Origin of the sequence: Pseudomonas sp. B13(2017), from assembly GCF_002113245.1 — a bacterium.
In the GTDB taxonomy this organism is placed as follows: Bacteria; Pseudomonadota; Gammaproteobacteria; order Pseudomonadales; family Pseudomonadaceae; genus Aquipseudomonas; species Aquipseudomonas putida_Z.
Genome location: NZ_NEJX01000024.1, coordinates 1 through 21,975 on the forward strand (window position 1 = coordinate 1; position 21,975 = coordinate 21,975).

The following is a 21,975-nucleotide window of genomic DNA, read 5'->3' on the forward strand; positions in this document are numbered from 1 at the left end:
AACTCAGCAGTGAAACGATGCATCGCCGATGGTAGTGTGGGGTTTCCCCATGTGAGAGTAGGTCATCGTCAAGATTCATTTCGCAAAACCCCTATCTGCGCATGCAGGTAGGGGTTTTGTCTTTCTGGCCTAAACCCCAGACCTGCACAACCCTCCTCTGTGGGAGCGGGTTCACCCGCGAACACCGGCATAGCCGGTGCCATCCACCGCGTCGCCCGCTTCGCGGCTAAAGCCGCTCCCGCAGGTATGGCGCGGGTCCAGGGTATGCTGTGGAAGTGGCCTTCACCCCGCCGGCAGCCCTTTTCCTATGCAAGCCAACAGCCCATAGCTATCATGCCTGCCTTATTCCAAGTCGAGACTGGCATGCTGAAGTTGTTGAATCTCCTCAAGGATGGTCGGTTCCATTCCGGAGAAGCTCTGGGGGCGGCCCTCGGGGTAAGTCGCAGCGCCGTTTGGAAGCAGCTGCAGCACCTGGAGAGCGAACTGAACCTCACCATTCACAAGGTTCGTGGGCGCGGCTATCAGCTGGCGGCGCCACTGGCTTTGCTCGATGCGCAAGCGATTGCCGGGTTTGCCGAAGGCGAGCAGTGGCCCGTTTTCATCCACGAAACCATCGACTCGACCAATGCCGAAGGCTTGCGGCTCGCCGGGGAGGGGCAGACCGCTCCATTTCTGGTCCTGGCCGAGCGCCAGAGCGCCGGCCGTGGTCGTCGCGGTCGGCAGTGGGTCAGCCCGTTTGCCGAAAACCTCTATTACAGCCTGGTACTCCGTGTGGATGGCGGCATGCGCCAGCTCGAGGGCTTGAGCCTGGTGGTGGGGTTGGCGGTAATGCGTACCCTGCAGGCGTTTGGGGTTAAGGATGTGGGGCTCAAATGGCCCAACGATGTCCTCGTTCGCGGGCAGAAGATCACCGGTATCCTCCTGGAGTTGGTGGGTGACCCGGCAGATGTCTGTCATGTGGTGCTGGGTATCGGCATCAATGTGAACATGCAGGTCAACGATCAGGTCGACCAGGTGTGGACCTCGATGCGCCGCGAAGTAGGGGCGGCAGTCGACCGTAACCGGCTGGTAGCGTTGCTCAGTCAGCAATTGCAGCACGAATTGGCACGGCATCGTCGCTACGGGTTTGCCGCATTCCAGGAAGAATGGGAGCAGGCGCACCTCTGGCAGGGGCGCAATGTTTCTCTGGTTGCCGGTAGCACGCGTATTGATGGCGTGGTTCTTGGCGTCGACGGGCAGGGCGGCTTGCGCCTTGAGGTGGGCGGGGTGGAAAAGAGCTTCAGTGGTGGTGAGCTCAGTTTGAGGTTGCGTGATGATTCTTGAGCTCGATTGCGGTAACAGCTTCATCAAGTGGCGGGTAATCCACGTCGCTGATGCAGCGATTGAAAGCGGCGGTATCGTCGACTCCGATCAGGCGCTGGTGGCCGAAGTGGCTGCGCTGGCTTCGGTACGTCTGACCGGCTGCCGCATTGTAAGTGTGCGCAGTGAGGAAGAAACCGATGCGCTTTGCGCGCTGATTGCCCAGGCATTTGCCGTGCAAGCGCGCGTGGCGCACCCCGCCCAGGAAATGGCGGGTGTGCGCAATGGCTATGACGACTACCAGCGCCTGGGCATGGACCGTTGGTTGGCGGCGCTGGGAGCATTTCACCTGGCCAAGGGCGCTTGCCTGGTCATTGACCTGGGCACCGCTGCCAAAGCGGATTTCGTTGCGGCGGACGGTGAGCACCTGGGTGGCTACATCTGCCCGGGTATGCCATTGATGCGTAGCCAGTTGCGTACTCACACCCGGCGTATCCGTTATGACGATGCCTCGGCCGAGCGTGCATTGGCCAGCCTGGCGCCAGGTCGCTCGACGGTCGAGGCGGTCGAGCGCGGTTGCGTGTTGATGCTCCAGGGTTTTGCGCGTACCCAGCTCGAGCAGGCGCGTGCGTTGTGGGGGGACGATTTCACGGTGTTCCTCACAGGTGGCGATGCGCCGCTGGTTAGGGAGGCCGTGCCCCAGGCGCGTGTCGTGCCTGACCTGGTTTTCGTAGGCCTGGCTATGGCCTGCCCATTGGATTGAGGTGCCTATGCGTTGGTTGTTTCTGCTGTTACTGGTGCTCAACGTCTTCTATTACGTGTGGCACCAGCAGGAAGCCCCGCTGAAGGTCAAGGAAGTCGCGCCCCTGTCGCTGTACAAGGGGAATCAGCAAGAAATCCGCCTGTTGCGCGAAACGGGGGTGTCGGCGCCACCCAAGCGCCGGGATGAGTGCCTGGTGGTCGGTGGCGTGATGGGGCAGGGCCAGCTCGATGCACTGCGTCAGCGCCTGTTGAGCCTGGATATTGCCACGCTGCCGGTGGTGGGGCAGCTGCCAGGGGCGGATGGTCGTTGGCTCAAGGTTGCCCCGGAAAGCGAGCGTTTGCTGGACCAAACCGTGCTCGCGACTCTTTCCAACGATTTCAAAGACTTAAAACACAAAATTATTTTCTGCCAGGGTATTGCAACTGGCGAATAGCTTGATAGAATGGCGCCCGCTTCACAGGGAACACCACTCAGGTGGCAGAACTGGAAGCGGTGTCAAAGCAGCTAAGTTTCAGATTTGATTGAAAAAATTTGAAAAAAACGCTTGACACTAGGACGGCAGACAAATAGAATGCCGGCCACATCTGGAGGGATTCCCGAGCGGTCAAAGGGGACGGACTGTAAATCCGTTGCGAGAGCTTCGAAGGTTCGAATCCTTCTCCCTCCACCAGTTTTAGCGAGAGCCGCAAGCTCCGCGGGTATAGTTTAGTGGTAGAACCTCAGCCTTCCAAGCTGATGATGCGGGTTCGATTCCCGCTACCCGCTCCAAGTTTGCTGGATTTTGCACAAAGTGTTTCGCTCTTGTAGCTCAGTTGGTAGAGCACACCCTTGGTAAGGGTGAGGTCAGCGGTTCAAGTCCGCTCAAGAGCTCCATATAAACAAGGCAGATATGAAAATATCTGCCTTTGTTTTATCAGCGCAAGACTATTTCTTCTGCGGAGGATTGTATCGATGGCTAAGGAAAAGTTTGATCGTTCCCTTCCCCACGTTAACGTCGGCACTATCGGCCACGTTGACCACGGTAAGACCACTCTGACCGCAGCTCTGACTCGCGTCTGCTCCGAAGTTTTCGGTTCGGCAGTCGTTGAGTTCGACAAGATCGACTCGGCTCCGGAAGAAAAAGCGCGCGGTATCACCATCAACACCGCTCACGTCGAGTACAACTCGAACATTCGTCACTACGCTCACGTTGACTGCCCAGGTCACGCTGACTACGTGAAGAACATGATCACCGGTGCTGCCCAGATGGACGGCGCGATCCTGGTTTGCTCGGCCGCCGATGGTCCGATGCCACAAACCCGTGAGCACATCCTGCTGTCCCGTCAGGTAGGCGTTCCTTACATCGTGGTCTTCCTGAACAAGGCTGACCTGGTAGACGACGCTGAGCTGCTGGAACTGGTCGAGATGGAAGTTCGCGACCTGCTGTCCACCTACGACTTCCCAGGCGACGACACCCCGATCATCATCGGTTCGGCTCGTATGGCCCTGGAAGGCAAAGACGACAACGAAATGGGTACTACCGCTGTCAAGAAGCTGGTAGAAACTCTGGATGCCTACATCCCTGAGCCAGTTCGTGCCGTTGATCAGCCGTTCCTGATGCCGATCGAAGACGTATTCTCGATCTCGGGTCGTGGTACCGTTGTTACCGGTCGTATCGAGCGTGGTATCGTCCGCGTTCAGGATCCGCTGGAAATCGTTGGTCTGCGTGATACCACCACCACCACCTGCACCGGTGTTGAGATGTTCCGCAAGCTGCTGGACGAAGGTCGTGCTGGCGAGAACTGCGGCGTTCTGCTGCGTGGTACCAAGCGTGACGACGTTGAGCGTGGCCAGGTTCTGGTCAAGCCAGGTTCGGTCAAGCCGCACACCAAGTTCACCGCAGAAGTCTATGTTCTGTCGAAGGAAGAAGGCGGTCGTCACACTCCGTTCTTCAAAGGCTACCGTCCTCAGTTCTACTTCCGTACCACTGACGTGACCGGTAACTGCGAACTGCCGGAAGGCGTTGAAATGGTAATGCCAGGTGACAACATTCAGATGACTGTCACCCTGATCAAGACCATCGCAATGGAAGACGGTCTGCGCTTCGCTATCCGTGAAGGCGGTCGTACCGTCGGCGCCGGCGTCGTAGCAAAAATTATTGAATAAGTAGTTGATTTACTTGATCAGGCCGGTATAATGGCCGGCCTGATACAGCGTTACAGGTCAGTAGCTCAATTGGCAGAGCGACGGTCTCCAAAACCGTAGGTTGGGGGTTCGATTCCCTCCTGACCTGCCATTTCACCTCGGTGTGATGGCTTTCTTCTCACAGGATCCTCCTCGATGACTCCCAAAACTGAAGCCCAAGAATCGCGTTTTGATCTGTTCAAGTGGCTGGCTGTAGTGGCTTTGGTGGTTGTCGGCGTAGTGGGTAACCAGTATTACTCCGCCTCCCCGATCCTGTATCGCGTCCTTGCACTTCTCGTCCTGGCTGCTGTCGCAGGCTTTGTAGCTCTGCAGACTGCGAAGGGCAAGTCGTTCTTTGCGCTGGCGAAGGAAGCTCGTACCGAGATTCGTAAAGTCGTGTGGCCGACCCGCCAGGAAACCACCCAGACCACGCTGATTGTCGTGGCTGTCGTGCTGGTTATGGCACTGCTGCTGTGGGGTCTTGATTCCCTGCTCGGCTGGGCGGTCTCCTTGATCGTTGGCTAAAGGTGTCCCGTGGCTAAGCGTTGGTATGTTGTGCATGCTTACTCGGGTTACGAGAAGCATGTAATGCGCTCCCTGATCGAGCGCGTCAAGCTGGCTGGCATGGAAGACGGTTTCGGCGAGATCCTGGTCCCGACCGAAGAAGTCGTCGAAATGCGCAACGGCCAGAAGCGCAAGAGTGAGCGTAAATTCTTCCCTGGCTATGTACTGGTCCAGATGGAGATGAACGAAGGGACTTGGCACTTGGTCAAGGACACCCCTCGTGTGATGGGCTTTATTGGTGGCACCGCAGACAAGCCTGCGCCGATCACCGATAAAGAAGCAGAGGCTATCCTGCGTCGCGTTGCCGACGGTAGCGACAAGCCGAAGCCGAAGACGCTGTTCGAGCCGGGTGAAGTGGTTCGAGTCATTGACGGTCCGTTCGCTGACTTCAATGGTAGTGTCGAAGAGGTTAACTACGAAAAGAGTCGCCTGCAGGTAGCGGTGCTCATTTTCGGTCGCTCTACTCCGGTGGAGCTCGAGTTCAGCCAGGTCGAAAAGGTCTAGGCGGACGAAGCATCCCATACCCCGCAGCCCTGTGTGCTGCGGGGTTTTGTCGTCACTGGGATAAAACGCAAGTCATCCGGGGAGCCAACAGGCGTTCGTACCCGATTTTGGAGTAGCTCATGGCTAAGAAGATTCAGGCTTACATCAAGCTGCAAGTTAAGGCCGGCCAGGCCAACCCAAGCCCACCCGTTGGTCCAGCACTGGGTCAACACGGTGTGAACATCATGGAATTCTGCAAGGCCTTCAACGCCCGTACCCAGGGTCAAGAAGCCGGCCTGCCGACTCCTGTGATCATCACTGTCTACAGCGACCGTAGCTTCACCTTCGAGACCAAGAGCACCCCTGCCTCGGTTCTGCTGAAGAAAGCTGCTGGCCTGACCAGTGGTTCGGCTCGCCCGAACACCGTTAAAGTCGGTACCGTTACCCGTGCTCAGCTGGAAGACATCGCCAAAGCTAAACAGGCTGATCTGACTGCCGCTGACCTGGACGCTGCTGTACGCACCATCGCTGGCTCTGCCCGCAGCATGGGCCTGAACGTGGAGGGTGTGTAATGGCTAAGCTGACCAAACGCCAAAAGGCAATCGCCGAGAAAATCGAAGCAGGCAAGGCCTACAACTTCGAAGAAGCGGCCACTCTGCTGGCTTCGCTGCCGGCTGCCAAGTTCGTAGAATCCTACGACATCGCCGTTAACCTCGGTGTTGACCCGCGTAAATCCGACCAGGTCGTACGCAGCGCTACCGTGCTGCCGCACGGCACTGGCAAGACCGTTCGCGTTGCTGTCTTCACCCAGGGTCCAGCTGCTGAAGCCGCTCTGGCTGCCGGCGCTGACCGCGTAGGCATGGACGATCTGGCTGCCGAAATGAAAGGCGGCGACCTGAACTATGACGTCGTTATCGCATCGCCTGATGCCATGCGCGTTGTAGGTCAGCTGGGTCAGGTTCTGGGTCCTCGCGGCCTGATGCCTAACCCGAAAGTTGGTACCGTGACCCCAGACGTAGCCGGCGCCGTCAAGAACGCCAAGGCTGGTCAGGTTCGCTACCGTACCGACAAGAACGGTATCATCCACACCTCCGTTGGCAAGGTCGGCTTCGAAGCCGGCAAGCTGAAGGAAAACGTTGAAGCCCTGATCGCTGATCTGAAGCGTATCAAGCCAGCTTCCTCGAAAGGTATCTACGTCAAGCGCGTTACCCTGAGCACCACCATGGGCCCAGGTCTGGTCATCGATCAGAGCTCGCTGAACGTGTAAGAACATGGTGGCGCGACCTGTCGCGCCACCAGCAAAAATTGGGGTCCCTGCCTGGCGGGGGCTATCCAAGACCGTAGGCGGCGCAAGCCTTAAAACACCAGCCCACGCAGATGGTGCTCCCGATTCGTTACCGAATCAGACACCAAAACGACATCCGGCTCCGGCCAGATGAAACGGTAAAAACCAGGAGTAAACCCGTGGCAATTAAACTCGAAGACAAGAAGGCCATCGTCGCTGAAGTCAACGAGGCTGCCAAAGTCGCTCTGTCCGCTGTCGTGGCTGATGCCCGTGGTGTGACTGTAGGCGCAATGACCGGACTCCGTAAAGAGGCCCGCGAAGCTGGCGTTTACGTACGTGTCGTACGTAACACCCTGCTGAAGCGCGCTGTTGAAGGCACCGAATTCTCGATCCTCAACGACGCGTTCAAAGGCCCGACCCTGATTGCTTTCTCCAACGAACACCCGGGCGCTGCTGCTCGTCTGTTCAAAGAGTTCGCCAAGGGTCAGGACAAGTTCGAGATCAAGGCAGCTGCGTTTGACGGCAAGTTCCTTGCCGCTAACCAGATCGACGTGCTGGCAACCCTGCCAACTCGCGACGAGGCTATCGCACAGCTGATGAGCGTAATCCAAGGTGCAACCAGCAAGCTGGCTCGTACCCTGGCAGCTCTGCGCGACCAGAAAGAAGCTGCTGCTGCCTAAGGCACGTGCAACTCTTTCAAAATCATACGTTTAATTTGATGGCTGCGTAGGCTGTCACCCCAATACAGGATTGAAGTCATGTCTCTGACTAACGAGCAAATCATCGAAGCAATCGGCCAGAAAACTGTTCTGGAAATTGTTGAACTGATCAAAGCGATGGAAGAAACCTTCGGCGTTACCGCTGCTGCCGCTGTTGCCGCTGGCCCAGCCGCTGGCGCTGCTGCCGCTGTTGAAGAACAGACCGAGTTCAACGTCGTTCTGACCGAAGCTGGCGACAAGAAAGTAAACGTGATCAAGGCCGTTCGTGAACTGACCGGTCTGGGCCTGAAAGAAGCCAAAGAGAAAGTCGACGGCGCTCCTCAGGTTATCGCTGAAGGCGTTTCGAAAGAAGCCGCTGAAGACGCGAAGAAGAAGCTGGAAGAAGCTGGCGCTAAAGTCGAGCTGAAGTAATCTCGACCTTGCGACTCCAGTCCGAGCGTTGAGCGAAGGGCTGATGGCTGGTGGCTTATGCCACCGGCCTTTTTCCGTTATTGGTGGCCGGTCAGGCCGGCCCCGATAACAAGCTGCAAGACACCCATGTGGGTGGCGCAAACCAAGGGGTTTGCACGATTTTCTGGCTGCTCCCGCCGGGAGAAGCCAAACAAGCAGGTGACCAAGCTGGGGAACGCTGATGGCTTACTCATACACTGAGAAAAAACGTATCCGCAAGGACTTTAGCAAGTTGCCGGACGTCATGGATGTGCCTTACCTCCTGGCCATCCAGCTGGATTCGTATCGCGAATTCCTGCAAGCGGGAGCATCCAAGGATCAGTTCCGCGACGTCGGCCTGCACGCGGCCTTCAAATCGGTATTCCCGATCATCAGCTACTCCGGCAATGCTGCCCTGGAGTACGTAGGCTATCGCCTGGGCGAACCCGCCTTCGATGTGAAGGAATGTGTCCTGCGTGGCGTGACCTTCGCGGTCCCACTGCGGGTCAAGGTGCGCCTGATCATCTTCGACAAGGAATCGTCGAACAAAGCGATCAAGGACATCAAAGAGCAAGAAGTCTACATGGGTGAAATCCCCCTGATGACTGAGAACGGTACCTTCGTTATCAACGGTACCGAGCGTGTGATCGTTTCCCAGCTGCACCGTTCGCCTGGTGTGTTCTTCGACCACGACCGTGGCAAGACTCACAGCTCCGGCAAGCTGCTGTACTCCGCTCGCATCATCCCTTACCGCGGCTCCTGGCTGGACTTCGAGTTCGACCCGAAGGACTGCGTGTTCGTACGTATCGACCGTCGCCGCAAACTGCCGGCCTCGGTGCTGCTGCGTGCCCTGGGTTACAGCACTGAAGAAGTGCTGAACACCTTCTACACCACCAACGTGTTCCACATTTCCGGCGAGAAACTCAGCCTGGAACTGGTACCGCAGCGTCTGCGTGGTGAGGTTGCAGTCATGGATATCCATGACGAAACCGGCAAAGTCATCGTCGAGCAGGGCCGCCGTATTACCGCGCGCCACATCAACCAGCTCGAGAAGGCCGGCGTCAAGCAGCTGGACGTTCCTATGGAATACGTCCTGGGCCGCACTACCGCCAAGGCCATCGTGCATCCGGCTACCGGCGAGATCCTGGCCGAATGCAACACCGAGATGACCACCGAACTGCTGATCAAGGTCGCCAAGGCACAGGTTGTCCGTATCGAGACCCTGTACACCAACGACATCGATTGCGGTCCGTTCATCTCCGATACCCTGAAGATCGACACCACCAGCAACCAGCTGGAAGCCCTGGTCGAGATCTACCGCATGATGCGTCCTGGCGAGCCGCCAACCAAGGATGCTGCCGAGACCCTGTTCAACAACCTGTTCTTCAGCGCCGAGCGTTACGACCTGTCCGCCGTTGGCCGCATGAAGTTCAACCGTCGTATCGGTCGTACCGAGATCGAAGGTTCGGGCGTGCTGAGCAAGGAAGATATCGTCGAGGTTCTGAAGACCCTGGTCGACATCCGTAACGGCAAAGGCATCGTCGACGACATCGACCACCTGGGTAACCGTCGCGTACGTTGCGTCGGCGAGATGGCCGAGAACCAGTTCCGCGTTGGCCTGGTGCGTGTCGAGCGCGCGGTCAAGGAACGCCTGTCGATGGCGGAAAGCGAAGGCCTGATGCCGCAAGACCTGATCAACGCCAAGCCGGTTGCGGCGGCGGTGAAAGAGTTCTTCGGTTCCAGCCAGCTGTCCCAGTTCATGGACCAGAACAACCCACTCTCCGAGATTACCCACAAGCGCCGCGTCTCCGCACTCGGCCCAGGTGGTCTGACCCGTGAGCGTGCCGGCTTCGAAGTCCGTGACGTACACCCGACCCACTACGGCCGTGTGTGCCCGATCGAGACCCCTGAAGGTCCGAACATCGGTCTGATCAACTCCCTGGCTGCCTATGCCCGCACCAACCAGTACGGTTTCCTGGAAAGCCCGTACCGTGTGGTGAAGGAAGGTGTGGTCAGCGACGACATCGTGTTCCTGTCGGCCATTGAAGAAGCGGATCACGTCATCGCCCAGGCTTCGGCCGCGATGAACGAGAAGAAGCAACTGATCGATGAGCTGGTAGCTGTTCGTCACCTGAACGAATTCACCGTCAAGGCGCCGGAAGACGTCACCCTGATGGACGTTTCGCCGAAGCAGGTTGTTTCCGTCGCTGCGTCGCTGATTCCGTTCCTCGAGCACGACGACGCCAACCGTGCATTGATGGGTTCGAACATGCAGCGTCAGGCTGTACCGACCCTGCGCGCCGACAAGCCGCTGGTAGGTACCGGCATGGAGCGCAACGTTGCCCGTGACTCCGGTGTCTGCGTGGTTGCTCGCCGCGGTGGCGTGATCGACTCGGTCGACGCCAGCCGTATCGTTGTTCGCGTTGCTGACGACGAAGTTGAAACCGGCGAAGCAGGTGTGGATATCTACAACCTGACCAAGTACACCCGTTCGAACCAGAACACCTGCATCAACCAGCGTCCGCTGGTGAGCAAAGGTGACAAGGTTCAGCGTGGCGACATCATGGCCGACGGCCCGTCCACCGACATGGGTGAACTGGCACTGGGTCAGAACATGCGCATCGCGTTCATGGCGTGGAACGGCTTCAACTTCGAAGACTCCATCTGCCTGTCCGAGCGTGTGGTCCAGGAAGACCGCTTCACCACCATCCACATCCAGGAACTGACCTGTGTGGCGCGTGACACCAAGCTTGGCCCAGAGGAAATCACTGCGGACATCCCGAACGTGGGTGAAGCCGCACTGAACAAGCTGGACGAAGCCGGTATCGTCTACGTGGGTGCCGAAGTCGGCGCTGGCGACATCCTGGTCGGCAAGGTAACGCCAAAAGGCGAAACCCAGCTGACTCCGGAAGAAAAACTGCTGCGCGCAATCTTCGGTGAGAAGGCCAGCGACGTTAAGGACACCTCCCTGCGCGTGCCAACCGGCACCAAGGGTACCGTCATCGACGTACAGGTCTTCACCCGTGATGGCGTCGAGCGCGACAGCCGCGCCCTGGCCATCGAGAAGATGCAGCTGGACGAGATCCGCAAGGACCTCAACGAAGAGTTCCGCATCGTCGAAGGTGCAACCTTCGAGCGTCTGCGTTCTGCCCTGAACGGCCAGGTGGTCGACGGTGGCGCGGGCCTGAAGAAAGGCACCGTGATCACTGACGAAGTGCTGGACGGTCTGGAGCACGGCCAGTGGTTCAAACTGCGCATGGCCGAAGATGCACTGAACGAGCAGCTGGAAAAGGCTCAGCAGTACATCGTCGATCGTCGCCGTCTGCTGGACGACAAGTTCGAAGACAAGAAGCGCAAGCTGCAGCAGGGTGATGACCTGGCACCGGGCGTACTAAAGATCGTCAAGGTTTACCTGGCAATCCGCCGTCGCATCCAGCCGGGTGACAAGATGGCCGGTCGTCACGGTAACAAGGGTGTCGTCTCGGTAATCATGCCGGTCGAAGACATGCCGCACGACGCCAACGGTACTCCGGTCGATGTCGTACTGAACCCGCTGGGTGTACCTTCGCGTATGAACGTCGGTCAGATCCTCGAAACCCACCTGGGCCTGGCGGCCAAAGGTCTGGGCGAGAAGATCGACCGCATGATCGAAGAGCAGCGCAAGGCCGCTGAACTGCGCGTGTTCCTGACCGAGGTCTACAACGAGATCGGCGGTCGTCAGGAAAACCTGGACGAGTTCACCGACGAAGAGATCCTGGCCCTGGCCCACAACCTGAAGAAGGGCGTGCCAATGGCTACCCCGGTCTTCGACGGTGCCAAGGAGCGCGAGATCAAGGCCATGCTGAAGCTGGCCGACCTGCCAGAGAGCGGCCAGATGGTGCTGTTCGATGGCCGTACCGGCAACAAGTTCGAGCGTCCTGTGACCGTTGGTTACATGTACATGCTCAAGCTGAACCACTTGGTGGACGACAAGATGCACGCGCGTTCCACTGGTTCCTACAGCCTGGTTACCCAGCAGCCGTTGGGTGGTAAGGCGCAGTTCGGTGGTCAGCGTTTCGGGGAGATGGAAGTGTGGGCGCTGGAAGCATACGGCGCGGCATACACCCTGCAAGAAATGCTCACAGTGAAGTCGGACGACGTGAACGGCCGTACCAAGATGTACAAGAACATCGTGGATGGCGATCACCGTATGGAGCCGGGCATGCCCGAGTCCTTCAACGTGTTGATCAAAGAGATCCGTTCGCTCGGTATCGATATCGATCTGGAAACCGAATAACACGTGACGCGAAGGGGAGTGGGGCAGGTAATGCCCGCTCCCTGCTCCGCCAGGAGGAAAGGCCTTGAAAGACCTACTGAATTTGCTGAAAAACCAGGGTCAAGTCGAAGAGTTCGACGCCATCCGCATCGGTCTGGCGTCGCCTGAAATGATCCGTTCGTGGTCGTTCGGTGAAGTTAAGAAGCCGGAAACCATCAACTACCGTACGTTCAAGCCTGAGCGTGACGGCCTGTTCTGCGCCAAGATCTTTGGCCCAGTCAAGGACTACGAGTGCCTGTGCGGCAAGTACAAGCGCCTCAAGCACCGCGGCGTGATCTGCGAGAAGTGCGGCGTTGAAGTTGCCCTGGCAAAAGTTCGTCGTGAGCGCATGGCGCACATCGAACTGGCCTCGCCGGTTGCCCACATCTGGTTCCTGAAGTCGCTGCCGTCCCGTATCGGCCTGCTGATGGACATGACCCTGCGTGACATCGAGCGCGTGCTCTACTTCGAGAGCTACGTCGTTATCGACCCGGGCATGACCACCCTGGAAAAAGGCCAGCTGCTGAACGACGAGCAGTACTTCGAAGCGCTGGAAGAGTTCGGTGATGACTTCGACGCCCGCATGGGTGCCGAGGCTGTCCGCGAGCTGCTGCACGCTATCGACCTGGAGCACGAGATCGGTCGCCTGCGCGAAGAGATTCCGCAGACCAACTCGGAAACCAAGATCAAGAAGCTGTCCAAGCGCCTGAAGCTGATGGAAGCGTTCCAGGGTTCGGGCAACCTGCCTGAGTGGATGGTCCTGACCGTCCTGCCAGTACTGCCGCCGGACCTGCGTCCGCTGGTACCGCTGGATGGCGGCCGCTTCGCGACCTCCGACCTGAACGACCTGTATCGTCGGGTGATCAACCGTAACAACCGTCTGAAGCGCCTGCTGGATCTGTCGGCGCCGGACATCATCGTGCGCAACGAAAAGCGCATGCTGCAGGAAGCGGTCGACGCCCTGCTGGACAACGGCCGTCGCGGTCGCGCCATCACTGGCTCGAACAAGCGTCCGCTGAAGTCCCTGGCCGACATGATCAAAGGTAAGCAAGGTCGCTTCCGTCAGAACCTGCTCGGTAAGCGTGTGGACTACTCTGGCCGTTCGGTAATTACCGTAGGCCCGACCCTGCGTCTGCACCAGTGCGGTCTGCCGAAGAAGATGGCCCTCGAGCTGTTCAAGCCGTTCATTTTCGGCAAGCTGGAAATGCGTGGTCTGGCGACCACCATCAAGGCTGCCAAGAAGATGGTCGAGCGCGAGCTGCCAGAGGTGTGGGACGTGCTCGCCGAGGTGATCCGCGAACACCCCGTGCTGCTCAACCGTGCACCGACCCTGCACCGTCTGGGTATCCAGGCATTTGAACCGGTTCTGATCGAAGGTAAGGCTATCCAGCTGCACCCGCTGGTCTGTGCCGCGTACAACGCCGACTTCGACGGTGACCAGATGGCCGTTCACGTGCCGCTGACCCTGGAAGCCCAGCTCGAAGCGCGCGCGCTGATGATGTCGACCAACAACATCCTGTCGCCAGCCAACGGTGAGCCAATCATCGTTCCGTCGCAGGACGTGGTACTGGGTCTGTACTACATGACCCGTGAAGCCATCAACGCCAAGGGCGAAGGTCGCGTGTTCGCCGACCTGCAGGAAGTCGACCGCGTATTCCGCGCCGGCGAGGCTGCCCTGCACGCGAAAATCAAGGTTCGTATCAACGAAACCGTGAAAGAGCGTGACGGTTCCGTGGTCAAGAACACCCGCATCGTCGACACCACCGTCGGCCGTGCGCTGCTGTTCCAGGTTGTACCGGCAGGCCTGCCGTACGACGTGGTCAACCAGCCGATGAAGAAGAAGGCGATCTCCAAGCTGATCAACCAGTGCTACCGCGTGGTTGGTCTGAAAGAGACCGTAATCTTCGCTGACCAGCTGATGTACACCGGTTTCGCTTACTCGACCATTTCCGGCGTTTCGATCGGTGTTAACGACTTCGTTATCCCGGACGAGAAAGCTCGCATCATCGGTACCGCTACCGACGAAGTGAAGGAAATCGAGAGCCAGTACGCCTCCGGCCTGGTAACCCAGGGCGAGAAGTACAACAAGGTCATCGACTTGTGGTCGAAGGCGAACGACGAAGTGTCCAAGGCGATGATGGCCAACCTCTCGAAAGAGAAGGTCATTGACCGCGAAGGCAAGGAAGTCGAGCAAGAGTCCTTCAACTCGATGTACATGATGGCTGACTCCGGTGCGCGGGGTTCCGCAGCCCAGATCCGTCAGCTGGCCGGTATGCGTGGCCTGATGGCCAAGCCGGACGGCTCCATCATCGAGACGCCGATCACTGCGAACTTCCGTGAAGGTCTGAGCGTTCTGCAGTACTTCATTTCGACCCACGGTGCTCGTAAGGGTCTGGCGGATACCGCACTGAAGACTGCGAACTCCGGTTACCTGACTCGTCGTCTGGTAGACGTTGCCCAGGATCTGGTGGTTACCGAGATCGACTGCGGTACCGACCAGGGTCTGCTGATGACTCCGCACATCGAAGGCGGCGACGTTGTAGAGCCGCTGGGTGAGCGTGTACTGGGTCGTGTTATCGCCCGTGACGTGTTCAAGCCAGGCACCGAGGACGTCATCGTTCCGGCCGGTACCCTGGTCGACGAGAAGTGGGTCGAGTTCATCGAGCTGAACAGCATCGACGAAGTGATCGTGCGTTCGCCGATCAACTGCGAAACCCGCTACGGCATTTGCGCCAAGTGCTACGGCCGTGACCTGGCTCGCGGTCACCAGGTGAACATCGGTGAAGCTGTCGGCGTTATCGCCGCCCAGTCGATCGGTGAGCCGGGTACCCAGCTGACCATGCGTACGTTCCACATCGGTGGTGCTGCAAGCCGTACTTCGGCTGCCGACAGCGTCCAGGTGAAGAACGGCGGTATGGTGCGTCTGCACAACCTCAAGCAGGTTGAGCGTGCCGATGGCAACCTGGTTGCCGTATCGCGTTCGGGTGAGTTGGCCATCGCCGACGAATTTGGCCGTGAGCGTGAGCGTTACAAGCTGCCTTACGGTGCGGTGATTTCGGTCAAGGAAGGTGACAAGGTCGAAGCTGGCGCCATCGTCGCCAAGTGGGACCCGCACACCCACCCGATCGTTACCGAGCTGAAAGGTACCGTGACCTTCGTGGGCATGGAAGAAAACATCACCATCAAGCGTCAGACCGATGAGCTGACCGGCTTGACCAACATTGAAGTACTGGACGTCAAGGATCGCCCTGCCGCAGGCAAGGAAATCCGTCCGGCAATCAAGATGGTCGACGCCGCTGGCAAGGACCTGTACCTGCCAGGTACCGACGTACCTGCCCAGTACTTCCTGCCGGCTAACGCCCTCGTCGGCGTGGCTGACGGTGCTCAGATCGGTGTTGGTGACGTTATCGCGCGTATCCCGCAAGAAACGTCGAAGACCCGTGACATCACCGGTGGTCTGCCGCGTGTTGCCGACCTGTTCGAAGCGCGCCGTCCGAAAGAGGCCTCGATTCTGGCTGAAGTCAGCGGCACCATCGCGTTCGGCAAGGAGACCAAAGGCAAGCGTCGTCTGGTCATCACCCCGACCGACGGTAGCGATCCGTACGAAGAGCTGATTCCGAAGTGGCGCCACCTGAACGTCTTCGAAGGCGAACAGGTAAACCGCGGCGAAGTTATCTCCGACGGCCCGAGCGATCCGCACGACATCCTGCGTCTGCTGGGTGTGAGCGCGCTGGCGAAGTACATCGTCAACGAGATCCAGGACGTTTATCGTCTGCAAGGCGTTAAGATCAACGACAAGCACATCGAGACCATCCTGCGTCAGATGCTGCGCAAGGTCGAGATCTCCGAGTCGGGCGATTCCAGCTTCATCAAGGGCGACCAGATGGAACTGACCCAGGTACTGGTAGAGAACGAGCGTCTCGCCGCCGAGGACAAGTTCATCTCCAAGTTCACCCGCGTGCTGCTGGGTATCACCAAGGCCTCGCTGTCGACCGAGTCGTTCATCTCCGCGGCTTCCTTCCAGGAAACCACCCGCGTACTGACCGAAGCGGCGGTAACCGGCAAGCGCGACTACCTGCGCGGCCTGAAAGAGAACGTGGTCGTGGGTCGTCTGATCCCGGCCGGTACTGGTCTGGCCTACCACAGCGAGCGTAAGCGTCGCCGTGATGCCGACAAGCCGCTGCGTGTGAGCGCCAGTGAGGTGGAAGCCGCACTGACCGAAGCGCTGAACTCCAGCGGTAATTAAGTACAGGGCAGGGCCCCGGCAAGCCCCGAGCGATCAGCGGCGACATGAAATGTTGCCGATGATCGGGCGGGGAGGGCCGGGGCCTCGTCTTGACTGGGTGCAAGATCCTCTTTAGACTTTTGTACCCTTAAATTTGGTGAGGCTCCGTCTCGCCAATTTTTGGCTTTCTTGCAAGACAATAGAGTCGCAAGACAATCAGTGGAGCTAGTAGATGGCAACTATCAACCAGCTGGTACGTCAGCCGCGTAAGCGTTCGGTCGAGAAGTCCGACGTTCCTGCGCTGCAGAACTGCCCGCAGCGTCGTGGCGTGTGCACCCGCGTGTACACCACCACGCCGAAAAAACCTAACTCGGCACTGCGTAAAGTATGCCGTGTGCGTCTGACCAACGGTTTCGAGGTTTCCTCGTACATCGGTGGTGAAGGCCACAACCTGCAAGAGCACAGCGTCGTCCTGATCCGTGGCGGCCGTGTAAAAGACTTGCCAGGTGTTCGTTACCACACCGTTCGCGGCTCTCTGGATACTTCGGGCGTTAAAGGCCGTAACCAGGGTCGTTCGAAGTACGGTACCAAGCGTCCGAAGTAATCGGTCGTTTGCAGACATCCATTTTTTTGAGTCGATAAGAGTAAGGTCGGGCGTAGGTCGAATGACCTGGTCCCGGGCTAACCTGAAGACCGTTTGAGGGCTTATCATGCCAAGACGTCGTGTAGCAGCAAAACGTGAGATCCTTGACGATCCGAAGTACGGATCCCAGATCCTCGCCAAGTTCATGAACCACGTGATGGAAAGCGGCAAGAAGGCCGTAGCCGAGCGCATCGTTTACGGTGCCCTGGATACCGTCAAAGCACGCAAGAACAGCGACCCCCTGGAAATCTTCGAGAAAGCTCTCGACGCCATCGCTCCGCTGGTCGAAGTTAAGTCCCGCCGTGTCGGCGGTGCCACTTACCAGGTTCCGGTTGAAGTTCGTCCATCCCGTCGTAACGCTCTGGCAATGCGCTGGCTCGTAGACTACGCCCGCAAGCGCGGCGAGAAGTCGATGGCTCTGCGCCTGGCTGGCGAGCTGCTGGATGCTGCTGAAGGCAAGGGTGCTGCAGTCAAGAAGCGTGAAGACGTGCACCGTATGGCTGAGGCCAACAAAGCGTTCTCGCACTACCGCTTCTAATTCAAGCATCAATCATTTTGCGAGGGCTTTATGGCTCGTACTACAGCAATTAACCGCTACCGTAACATCGGTATCTGCGCCCACGTTGACGCGGGCAAGACTACCACTACCGAGCGGATCCTGTTCTACACAGGTCTGAGCCACAAGATGGGCGAGGTGCACGACGGCGCCGCGACCACCGACTGGATGGTGCAGGAGCAGGAGCGCGGTATCACCATTACCTCCGCTGCCGTTACCACCTTCTGGAAAGGTTCCCGTGGTCAGTACGACAACTACCGCGTAAACGTCATCGATACCCCCGGCCACGTTGACTTCACCATTGAAGTAGAGCGTTCGCTGCGTGTACTCGACGGCGCGGTCGTTGTGTTCTGCGGTACCTCCGGCGTTGAGCCGCAGTCCGAAACCGTATGGCGTCAGGCCAACAAGTACGGCGTTCCACGTGTTGTATACGTGAACAAGATGGACCGTGCTGGTGCCAACTTCCTGCGCGTTGTCGGCCAGATCAAGAACCGCCTGGGTCACACCCCGGTTCCGGTCCAGCTGGCTATCGGTGCAGAAGACGACTTCCAGGGTCAGGTCGACCTGATCAAGATGAAAGCCATCTACTGGAACGAAGACGACAAGGGCACCACCTACCGCGAGGAAGAAATTCCTGCGGATATGGTCGAGCTGGCTAACGAGTGGCGCAACAACATGGTTGAAGCCGCCGCCGAAGCCAACGAAGAGCTGATGAACAAGTACCTTGAAGAAGGTGAGCTGACCGTCGAGGAAATCAAGGCAGGCCTGCGCGCGCGCACCCTGGCCAGCGAGATCGTTCCGGCTGTCTGCGGTTCGTCGTTCAAGAACAAGGGCGTTCCCCTGGTTCTCGACGCTGTGATCGACTTCCTGCCTGCTCCGACCGAAATCCCGGCGATCAAGGGTATCCACCCTGACCTGATCGACGTGCCGAAGGACGAAGTCAAGCCAGAGCAGTTCGACGAGCGTCACGCTGACGACAACGAGCCGTTCTCGGCTCTGGCGTTCAAGATTGCCACCGACCCGTTCGTTGGTACTCTGACCTTCGTTCGCGTTTACTCGGGCTTCCTGACCTCCGGTGACTCCGTCATCAACTCGGTCAAGGGCAAGAAAGAGCGCGTTGGTCGTATGGTGCAGATGCACGCCAACCAGCGTGAAGAGATCAAAGAAGTACGTGCGGGCGACATCGCCGCTCTGATCGGCATGAAGGACGTCACCACTGGTGACACCCTGTGCAACGCCGACAAGCCGATCATCCTCGAGCGTATGGACTTCCCAGAGCCTGTGATTTCGCTCTCCGTAGAGCCGAAAACCAAGGCTGACCAGGAGAAGATGGGTATCGCACTGGGCAAGCTGGCTCAGGAAGACCCGTCGTTCCGCGTCAAGACCGACGAAGAAACTGGTCAGACCATCATCTCCGGTATGGGTGAGCTGCACCTGGACATCCTCGTTGACCGCATGAAGCGCGAGTTCAACGTCGAAGCCAACATCGGCAAGCCGCAGGTTTCGTACCGCGAGAAGATCACCAAGTCCAACGTCGAGATCGAAGGCAAATTCGTTCGTCAGTCGGGCGGTCGTGGTCAGTTCGGTCACTGCTGGATCCGTTTCTCGGAGCCGGATCAGGACGACAAGGGCAACATCACCGAAGGTCTGGTGTTTGCCAACGAAGTCGTTGGTGGTGTGATTCCTAAGGAATACATCCCTGCGATCCAGAAGGGTATCGAAGAGCAGATGAAGAACGGCGTTGTTGCCGGCTATCCTCTGATCGGCCTGAAGGCCGCGGTATTCGACGGTTCGTACCACGACGTCGACTCCAACGAAATGGCGTTCAAGATCGCTGCTTCGATGGCAACCAAGCAGCTGGCCCAGAAGGGCGGTGGCGTGGTTCTCGAGCCGATCATGAAGGTCGAAGTTGTAACCCCGGAAGACTACCTGGGTGACGTGATGGGTGACCTGAACCGTCGTCGTGGTCTGGTCCAGGGTATGGATGAGTCGGTCTCTGGCCGTGTCGTCCGCGCTGAAGTTCCGCTCGGAGAAATGTTCGGTTACGCAACCGACGTTCGTTCCATGTCTCAGGGTCGCGCAAGCTACTCCATGGAATTCTCCAAATACGCCGAAGCTCCGTCGAACATCGTCGAAGCACTCGTTAAAAAACAAGGCTAATCCCCTTTAGGCAAGAGGTTCACTGTCGTGGCTAAAGAAAAATTTGATCGTTCCCTTCCCCACGTTAACGTCGGCACCATCGGCCACGTTGACCACGGTAAGACCACTCTGACCGCAGCTCTGACTCGCGTCTGCTCCGAAGTTTTCGGTTCGGCAGTCGTTGAGTTCGACAAGATCGACTCGGCTCCGGAAGAAAAAGCGCGCGGTATCACCATCAACACCGCTCACGTCGAGTACAACTCGAACATTCGTCACTACGCTCACGTTGACTGCCCAGGTCACGCTGACTACGTGAAGAACATGATCACCGGTGCTGCCCAGATGGACGGCGCGATCCTGGTTTGCTCGGCCGCCGATGGTCCGATGCCACAAACCCGTGAGCACATCCTGCTGTCCCGTCAGGTAGGCGTTCCTTACATCGTGGTCTTCCTGAACAAGGCTGACCTGGTAGACGACGCTGAGCTGCTGGAACTGGTCGAGATGGAAGTTCGCGACCTGCTGTCCACCTACGACTTCCCAGGCGACGACACCCCGATCATCATCGGTTCGGCTCGTATGGCCCTGGAAGGCAAAGACGACAACGAAATGGGTACTACCGCTGTCAAGAAGCTGGTAGAAACTCTGGATGCCTACATCCCTGAGCCAGTTCGTGCCGTTGATCAGCCGTTCCTGATGCCGATCGAAGACGTATTCTCGATCTCGGGTCGTGGTACCGTTGTTACCGGTCGTATCGAGCGTGGTATCGTCCGCGTTCAGGATCCGCTGGAAATCGTTGGTCTGCGTGACACCACCACCACCACCTGCACCGGTGTTGAGATGTTCCGCAAGCTGCTGGACGAAGGTCGTGCTGGCGAGAACTGCGGCGTTCTGCTGCGTGGTACCAAGCGTGACGACGTTGAGCGTGGCCAGGTTCTGGTCAAGCCAGGTTCGGTCAAGCCGCACACCAAGTTCACCGCAGAAGTCTACGTTCTGTCGAAGGAAGAAGGCGGTCGTCACACTCCGTTCTTCAAAGGCTACCGTCCTCAGTTCTACTTCCGTACCACTGACGTGACCGGTAACTGCGAACTGCCGGAAGGCGTTGAAATGGTAATGCCAGGTGACAACATTCAGATGACTGTCACCCTGATCAAGACCATCGCAATGGAAGACGGTCTGCGCTTCGCTATCCGTGAAGGCGGTCGTACCGTCGGCGCCGGCGTCGTAGCCAAAATCATCGAGTAATCACTCGACCGATTGAAAAAACCCCCGCTCAGCGGGGGTTTTTTTTATTGGGTTGACACTAAATTGGGGCGTCTATAGAATCACGCCTCCTTTTAGCGGGCGTAGTGCGTCCGTTGGGAACAGCCTGGAGTCTGAAATCCAATGCAAAATCAGCAAATCCGTATCAGGTTGAAGGCTTTCGACCATCGCCTGATCGACCAATCCACCCAGGAAATCGTGGAAACCGCGAAACGTACTGGTGCACAAGTGCGTGGTCCAATTCCACTGCCTACCCGCAAAGAGCGTTTCACCGTTCTGGTCTCCCCGCACGTCAACAAAGACGCGCGTGACCAGTACGAGATTCGCACTCATAAGCGTGTTCTGGACATCGTCCAGCCAACGGATAAAACCGTTGACGCGCTGATGAAGCTTGATCTGGCGGCAGGTGTGGAAGTACAGATCAGCCTCGGCTAAGACTTCGGTCTGGTCGTGTAACGCTCTGAAATGGGCGGCCATAGCGGGTGAAAGCCCCGTACACTCATGAGGTTTACAACATGACTATTGGTGTAATCGGTCGCAAGTGCGGTATGACCCGCATTTTCACCGAAGAAGGTGTCTCCATTCCGGTCACGGTCATCGAGATCGAGCCGAATCGTGTCACCCAGTTCAAAACTGAAGAAACCGATGGCTACCGTGCAGTGCAAGTCACTGTCGGCGAGCGTCGTGCTTCGCGTGTGACTGCCGCTCAGGCAGGTCACTTCGCCAAGGCCAACGTTGCCGCTGGTCGCGGTGTCTGGGAGTTCCGTCTTGAAGAAGGCGATTTCCAGGCTGGCGATCTGATCAAAGCTGAACTCTTCACTGCAGGCCAGCTGGTAGACGTTACTGGTCAGTCCAAAGGTAAAGGCTTCGCCGGTACCATCAAGCGCTGGAACTTCCGTGGCCAGGACAACACCCACGGTAACTCCGTGTCGCACCGTGTCCCAGGTTCCATCGGCCAGTGCCAGACTCCTGGTCGTGTGTTCAAGGGCAAGAAAATGTCCGGTCACATGGGCGCCGAGCGCGTGACTGTTCAGTCCCTGGAAGTAGTTCGCGTAGACGCTGAGCGCAACCTGCTGCTGGTCAAGGGTGCCGTTCCAGGCGCTACTGGCGGCGACGTGGTTGTACGTCCAGCTGTCAAGGCTCGCGGTTAAGG

18 protein-coding genes and 4 tRNA genes are annotated in these 21,975 nt (G+C 58.2%); all 22 read left to right on the forward strand.

Annotated features, from left to right (window positions below; all coding sequences use genetic code 11):
- The first annotated feature begins 363 nt into the window (after window positions 1-363).
- Window positions 364-1,323, forward strand: coding sequence for a bifunctional biotin--[acetyl-CoA-carboxylase] ligase/biotin operon repressor BirA (gene birA, locus CAG44_RS24195; protein ID WP_085693134.1), 960 nt, complete (start codon window positions 364-366; stop codon window positions 1,321-1,323).
- Window positions 1,313-2,062, forward strand: a complete 750-nt coding sequence (locus tag CAG44_RS24200; RefSeq protein WP_085693135.1) for a pantothenate kinase — start codon at window positions 1,313-1,315, stop codon at window positions 2,060-2,062. The genes birA and CAG44_RS24200 overlap by 11 nt, the downstream gene beginning before the upstream one ends.
- A gap of 7 nt (window positions 2,063-2,069) precedes the next feature.
- Window positions 2,070-2,495, forward strand: coding sequence for a hypothetical protein (locus CAG44_RS24205; RefSeq protein ID WP_025337487.1), 426 nt, complete (start codon window positions 2,070-2,072; stop codon window positions 2,493-2,495).
- A 153-nt stretch (window positions 2,496-2,648) separates the two neighbouring features.
- Window positions 2,649-2,732, forward strand: a tRNA-Tyr gene (locus tag CAG44_RS24210).
- 24 nt (window positions 2,733-2,756) lie between these two features.
- Window positions 2,757-2,830: transfer RNA gene (locus CAG44_RS24215), tRNA-Gly, on the forward strand.
- Window positions 2,831-2,859: 29 nt separating this feature from the next.
- Window positions 2,860-2,935 (forward strand) — tRNA-Thr (locus tag CAG44_RS24220).
- A 78-nt stretch (window positions 2,936-3,013) separates the two neighbouring features.
- Window positions 3,014-4,207, forward strand: coding sequence for an elongation factor Tu (tuf, locus tag CAG44_RS24225; protein WP_013970626.1), 1,194 nt, complete (start codon window positions 3,014-3,016; stop codon window positions 4,205-4,207).
- Between the two features lie 54 nt (window positions 4,208-4,261).
- Window positions 4,262-4,337 (forward strand) — tRNA-Trp (locus tag CAG44_RS24230).
- A gap of 44 nt (window positions 4,338-4,381) precedes the next feature.
- Complete coding sequence (secE, locus tag CAG44_RS24235; protein ID WP_003257081.1) at window positions 4,382-4,750, forward strand: preprotein translocase subunit SecE; 369 nt, start codon at window positions 4,382-4,384, stop codon at window positions 4,748-4,750.
- Window positions 4,751-4,759: 9 nt separating this feature from the next.
- Complete coding sequence (gene nusG / locus CAG44_RS24240; RefSeq protein ID WP_003255501.1) at window positions 4,760-5,293, forward strand: transcription termination/antitermination protein NusG; 534 nt, start codon at window positions 4,760-4,762, stop codon at window positions 5,291-5,293.
- 119 nt (window positions 5,294-5,412) lie between these two features.
- Window positions 5,413-5,844: a 50S ribosomal protein L11 gene (gene rplK / locus CAG44_RS24245; protein ID WP_003255500.1), complete on the forward strand. Its 432-nt coding sequence runs from the start codon at window positions 5,413-5,415 to the stop codon at window positions 5,842-5,844.
- Entirely contained in the window at window positions 5,844-6,539 is a 696-nt protein-coding gene (gene rplA, locus CAG44_RS24250; protein ID WP_013970629.1) for a 50S ribosomal protein L1, read from the forward strand. The genes rplK and rplA overlap by 1 nt, the downstream gene beginning before the upstream one ends.
- Before the next feature lie 197 nt (window positions 6,540-6,736).
- Complete coding sequence (rplJ, locus tag CAG44_RS24255) at window positions 6,737-7,237, forward strand: 50S ribosomal protein L10 (RefSeq protein ID WP_003257082.1); 501 nt, start codon at window positions 6,737-6,739, stop codon at window positions 7,235-7,237.
- Window positions 7,238-7,315: 78 nt separating this feature from the next.
- Complete coding sequence (gene rplL / locus CAG44_RS24260; RefSeq protein WP_013970630.1) at window positions 7,316-7,687, forward strand: 50S ribosomal protein L7/L12; 372 nt, start codon at window positions 7,316-7,318, stop codon at window positions 7,685-7,687.
- Window positions 7,688-7,907: 220 nt separating this feature from the next.
- Window positions 7,908-11,981: a DNA-directed RNA polymerase subunit beta gene (gene rpoB, locus CAG44_RS24265; RefSeq protein WP_013970631.1), complete on the forward strand. Its 4,074-nt coding sequence runs from the start codon at window positions 7,908-7,910 to the stop codon at window positions 11,979-11,981.
- A gap of 64 nt (window positions 11,982-12,045) precedes the next feature.
- On the forward strand, window positions 12,046-16,245 hold the full coding sequence (gene rpoC / locus CAG44_RS24270) for a DNA-directed RNA polymerase subunit beta' (RefSeq protein WP_075044428.1): 4,200 nt from the start codon (window positions 12,046-12,048) through the stop codon (window positions 16,243-16,245).
- A gap of 211 nt (window positions 16,246-16,456) precedes the next feature.
- Complete coding sequence (gene rpsL / locus CAG44_RS24275; protein ID WP_003255492.1) at window positions 16,457-16,828, forward strand: 30S ribosomal protein S12; 372 nt, start codon at window positions 16,457-16,459, stop codon at window positions 16,826-16,828.
- A gap of 106 nt (window positions 16,829-16,934) precedes the next feature.
- Window positions 16,935-17,405 carry a 30S ribosomal protein S7 gene (rpsG, locus tag CAG44_RS24280; RefSeq protein ID WP_003246741.1) on the forward strand — a complete coding sequence of 157 codons (471 nt, stop codon included), beginning with the start codon at window positions 16,935-16,937 and terminating at the stop codon, window positions 17,403-17,405.
- 30 nt (window positions 17,406-17,435) lie between these two features.
- Complete coding sequence (gene fusA / locus CAG44_RS24285) at window positions 17,436-19,583, forward strand: elongation factor G (protein ID WP_025337489.1); 2,148 nt, start codon at window positions 17,436-17,438, stop codon at window positions 19,581-19,583.
- Window positions 19,584-19,610: 27 nt separating this feature from the next.
- Window positions 19,611-20,804, forward strand: coding sequence for an elongation factor Tu (tuf, locus tag CAG44_RS24290; RefSeq protein ID WP_013970626.1), 1,194 nt, complete (start codon window positions 19,611-19,613; stop codon window positions 20,802-20,804).
- 141 nt (window positions 20,805-20,945) lie between these two features.
- Entirely contained in the window at window positions 20,946-21,257 is a 312-nt protein-coding gene (rpsJ, locus tag CAG44_RS24295; RefSeq protein WP_003186070.1) for a 30S ribosomal protein S10, read from the forward strand.
- A gap of 80 nt (window positions 21,258-21,337) precedes the next feature.
- Complete coding sequence (rplC, locus tag CAG44_RS24300) at window positions 21,338-21,973, forward strand: 50S ribosomal protein L3 (RefSeq protein ID WP_003257089.1); 636 nt, start codon at window positions 21,338-21,340, stop codon at window positions 21,971-21,973.
- Window positions 21,974-21,975: the final 2 nt, after the last annotated feature.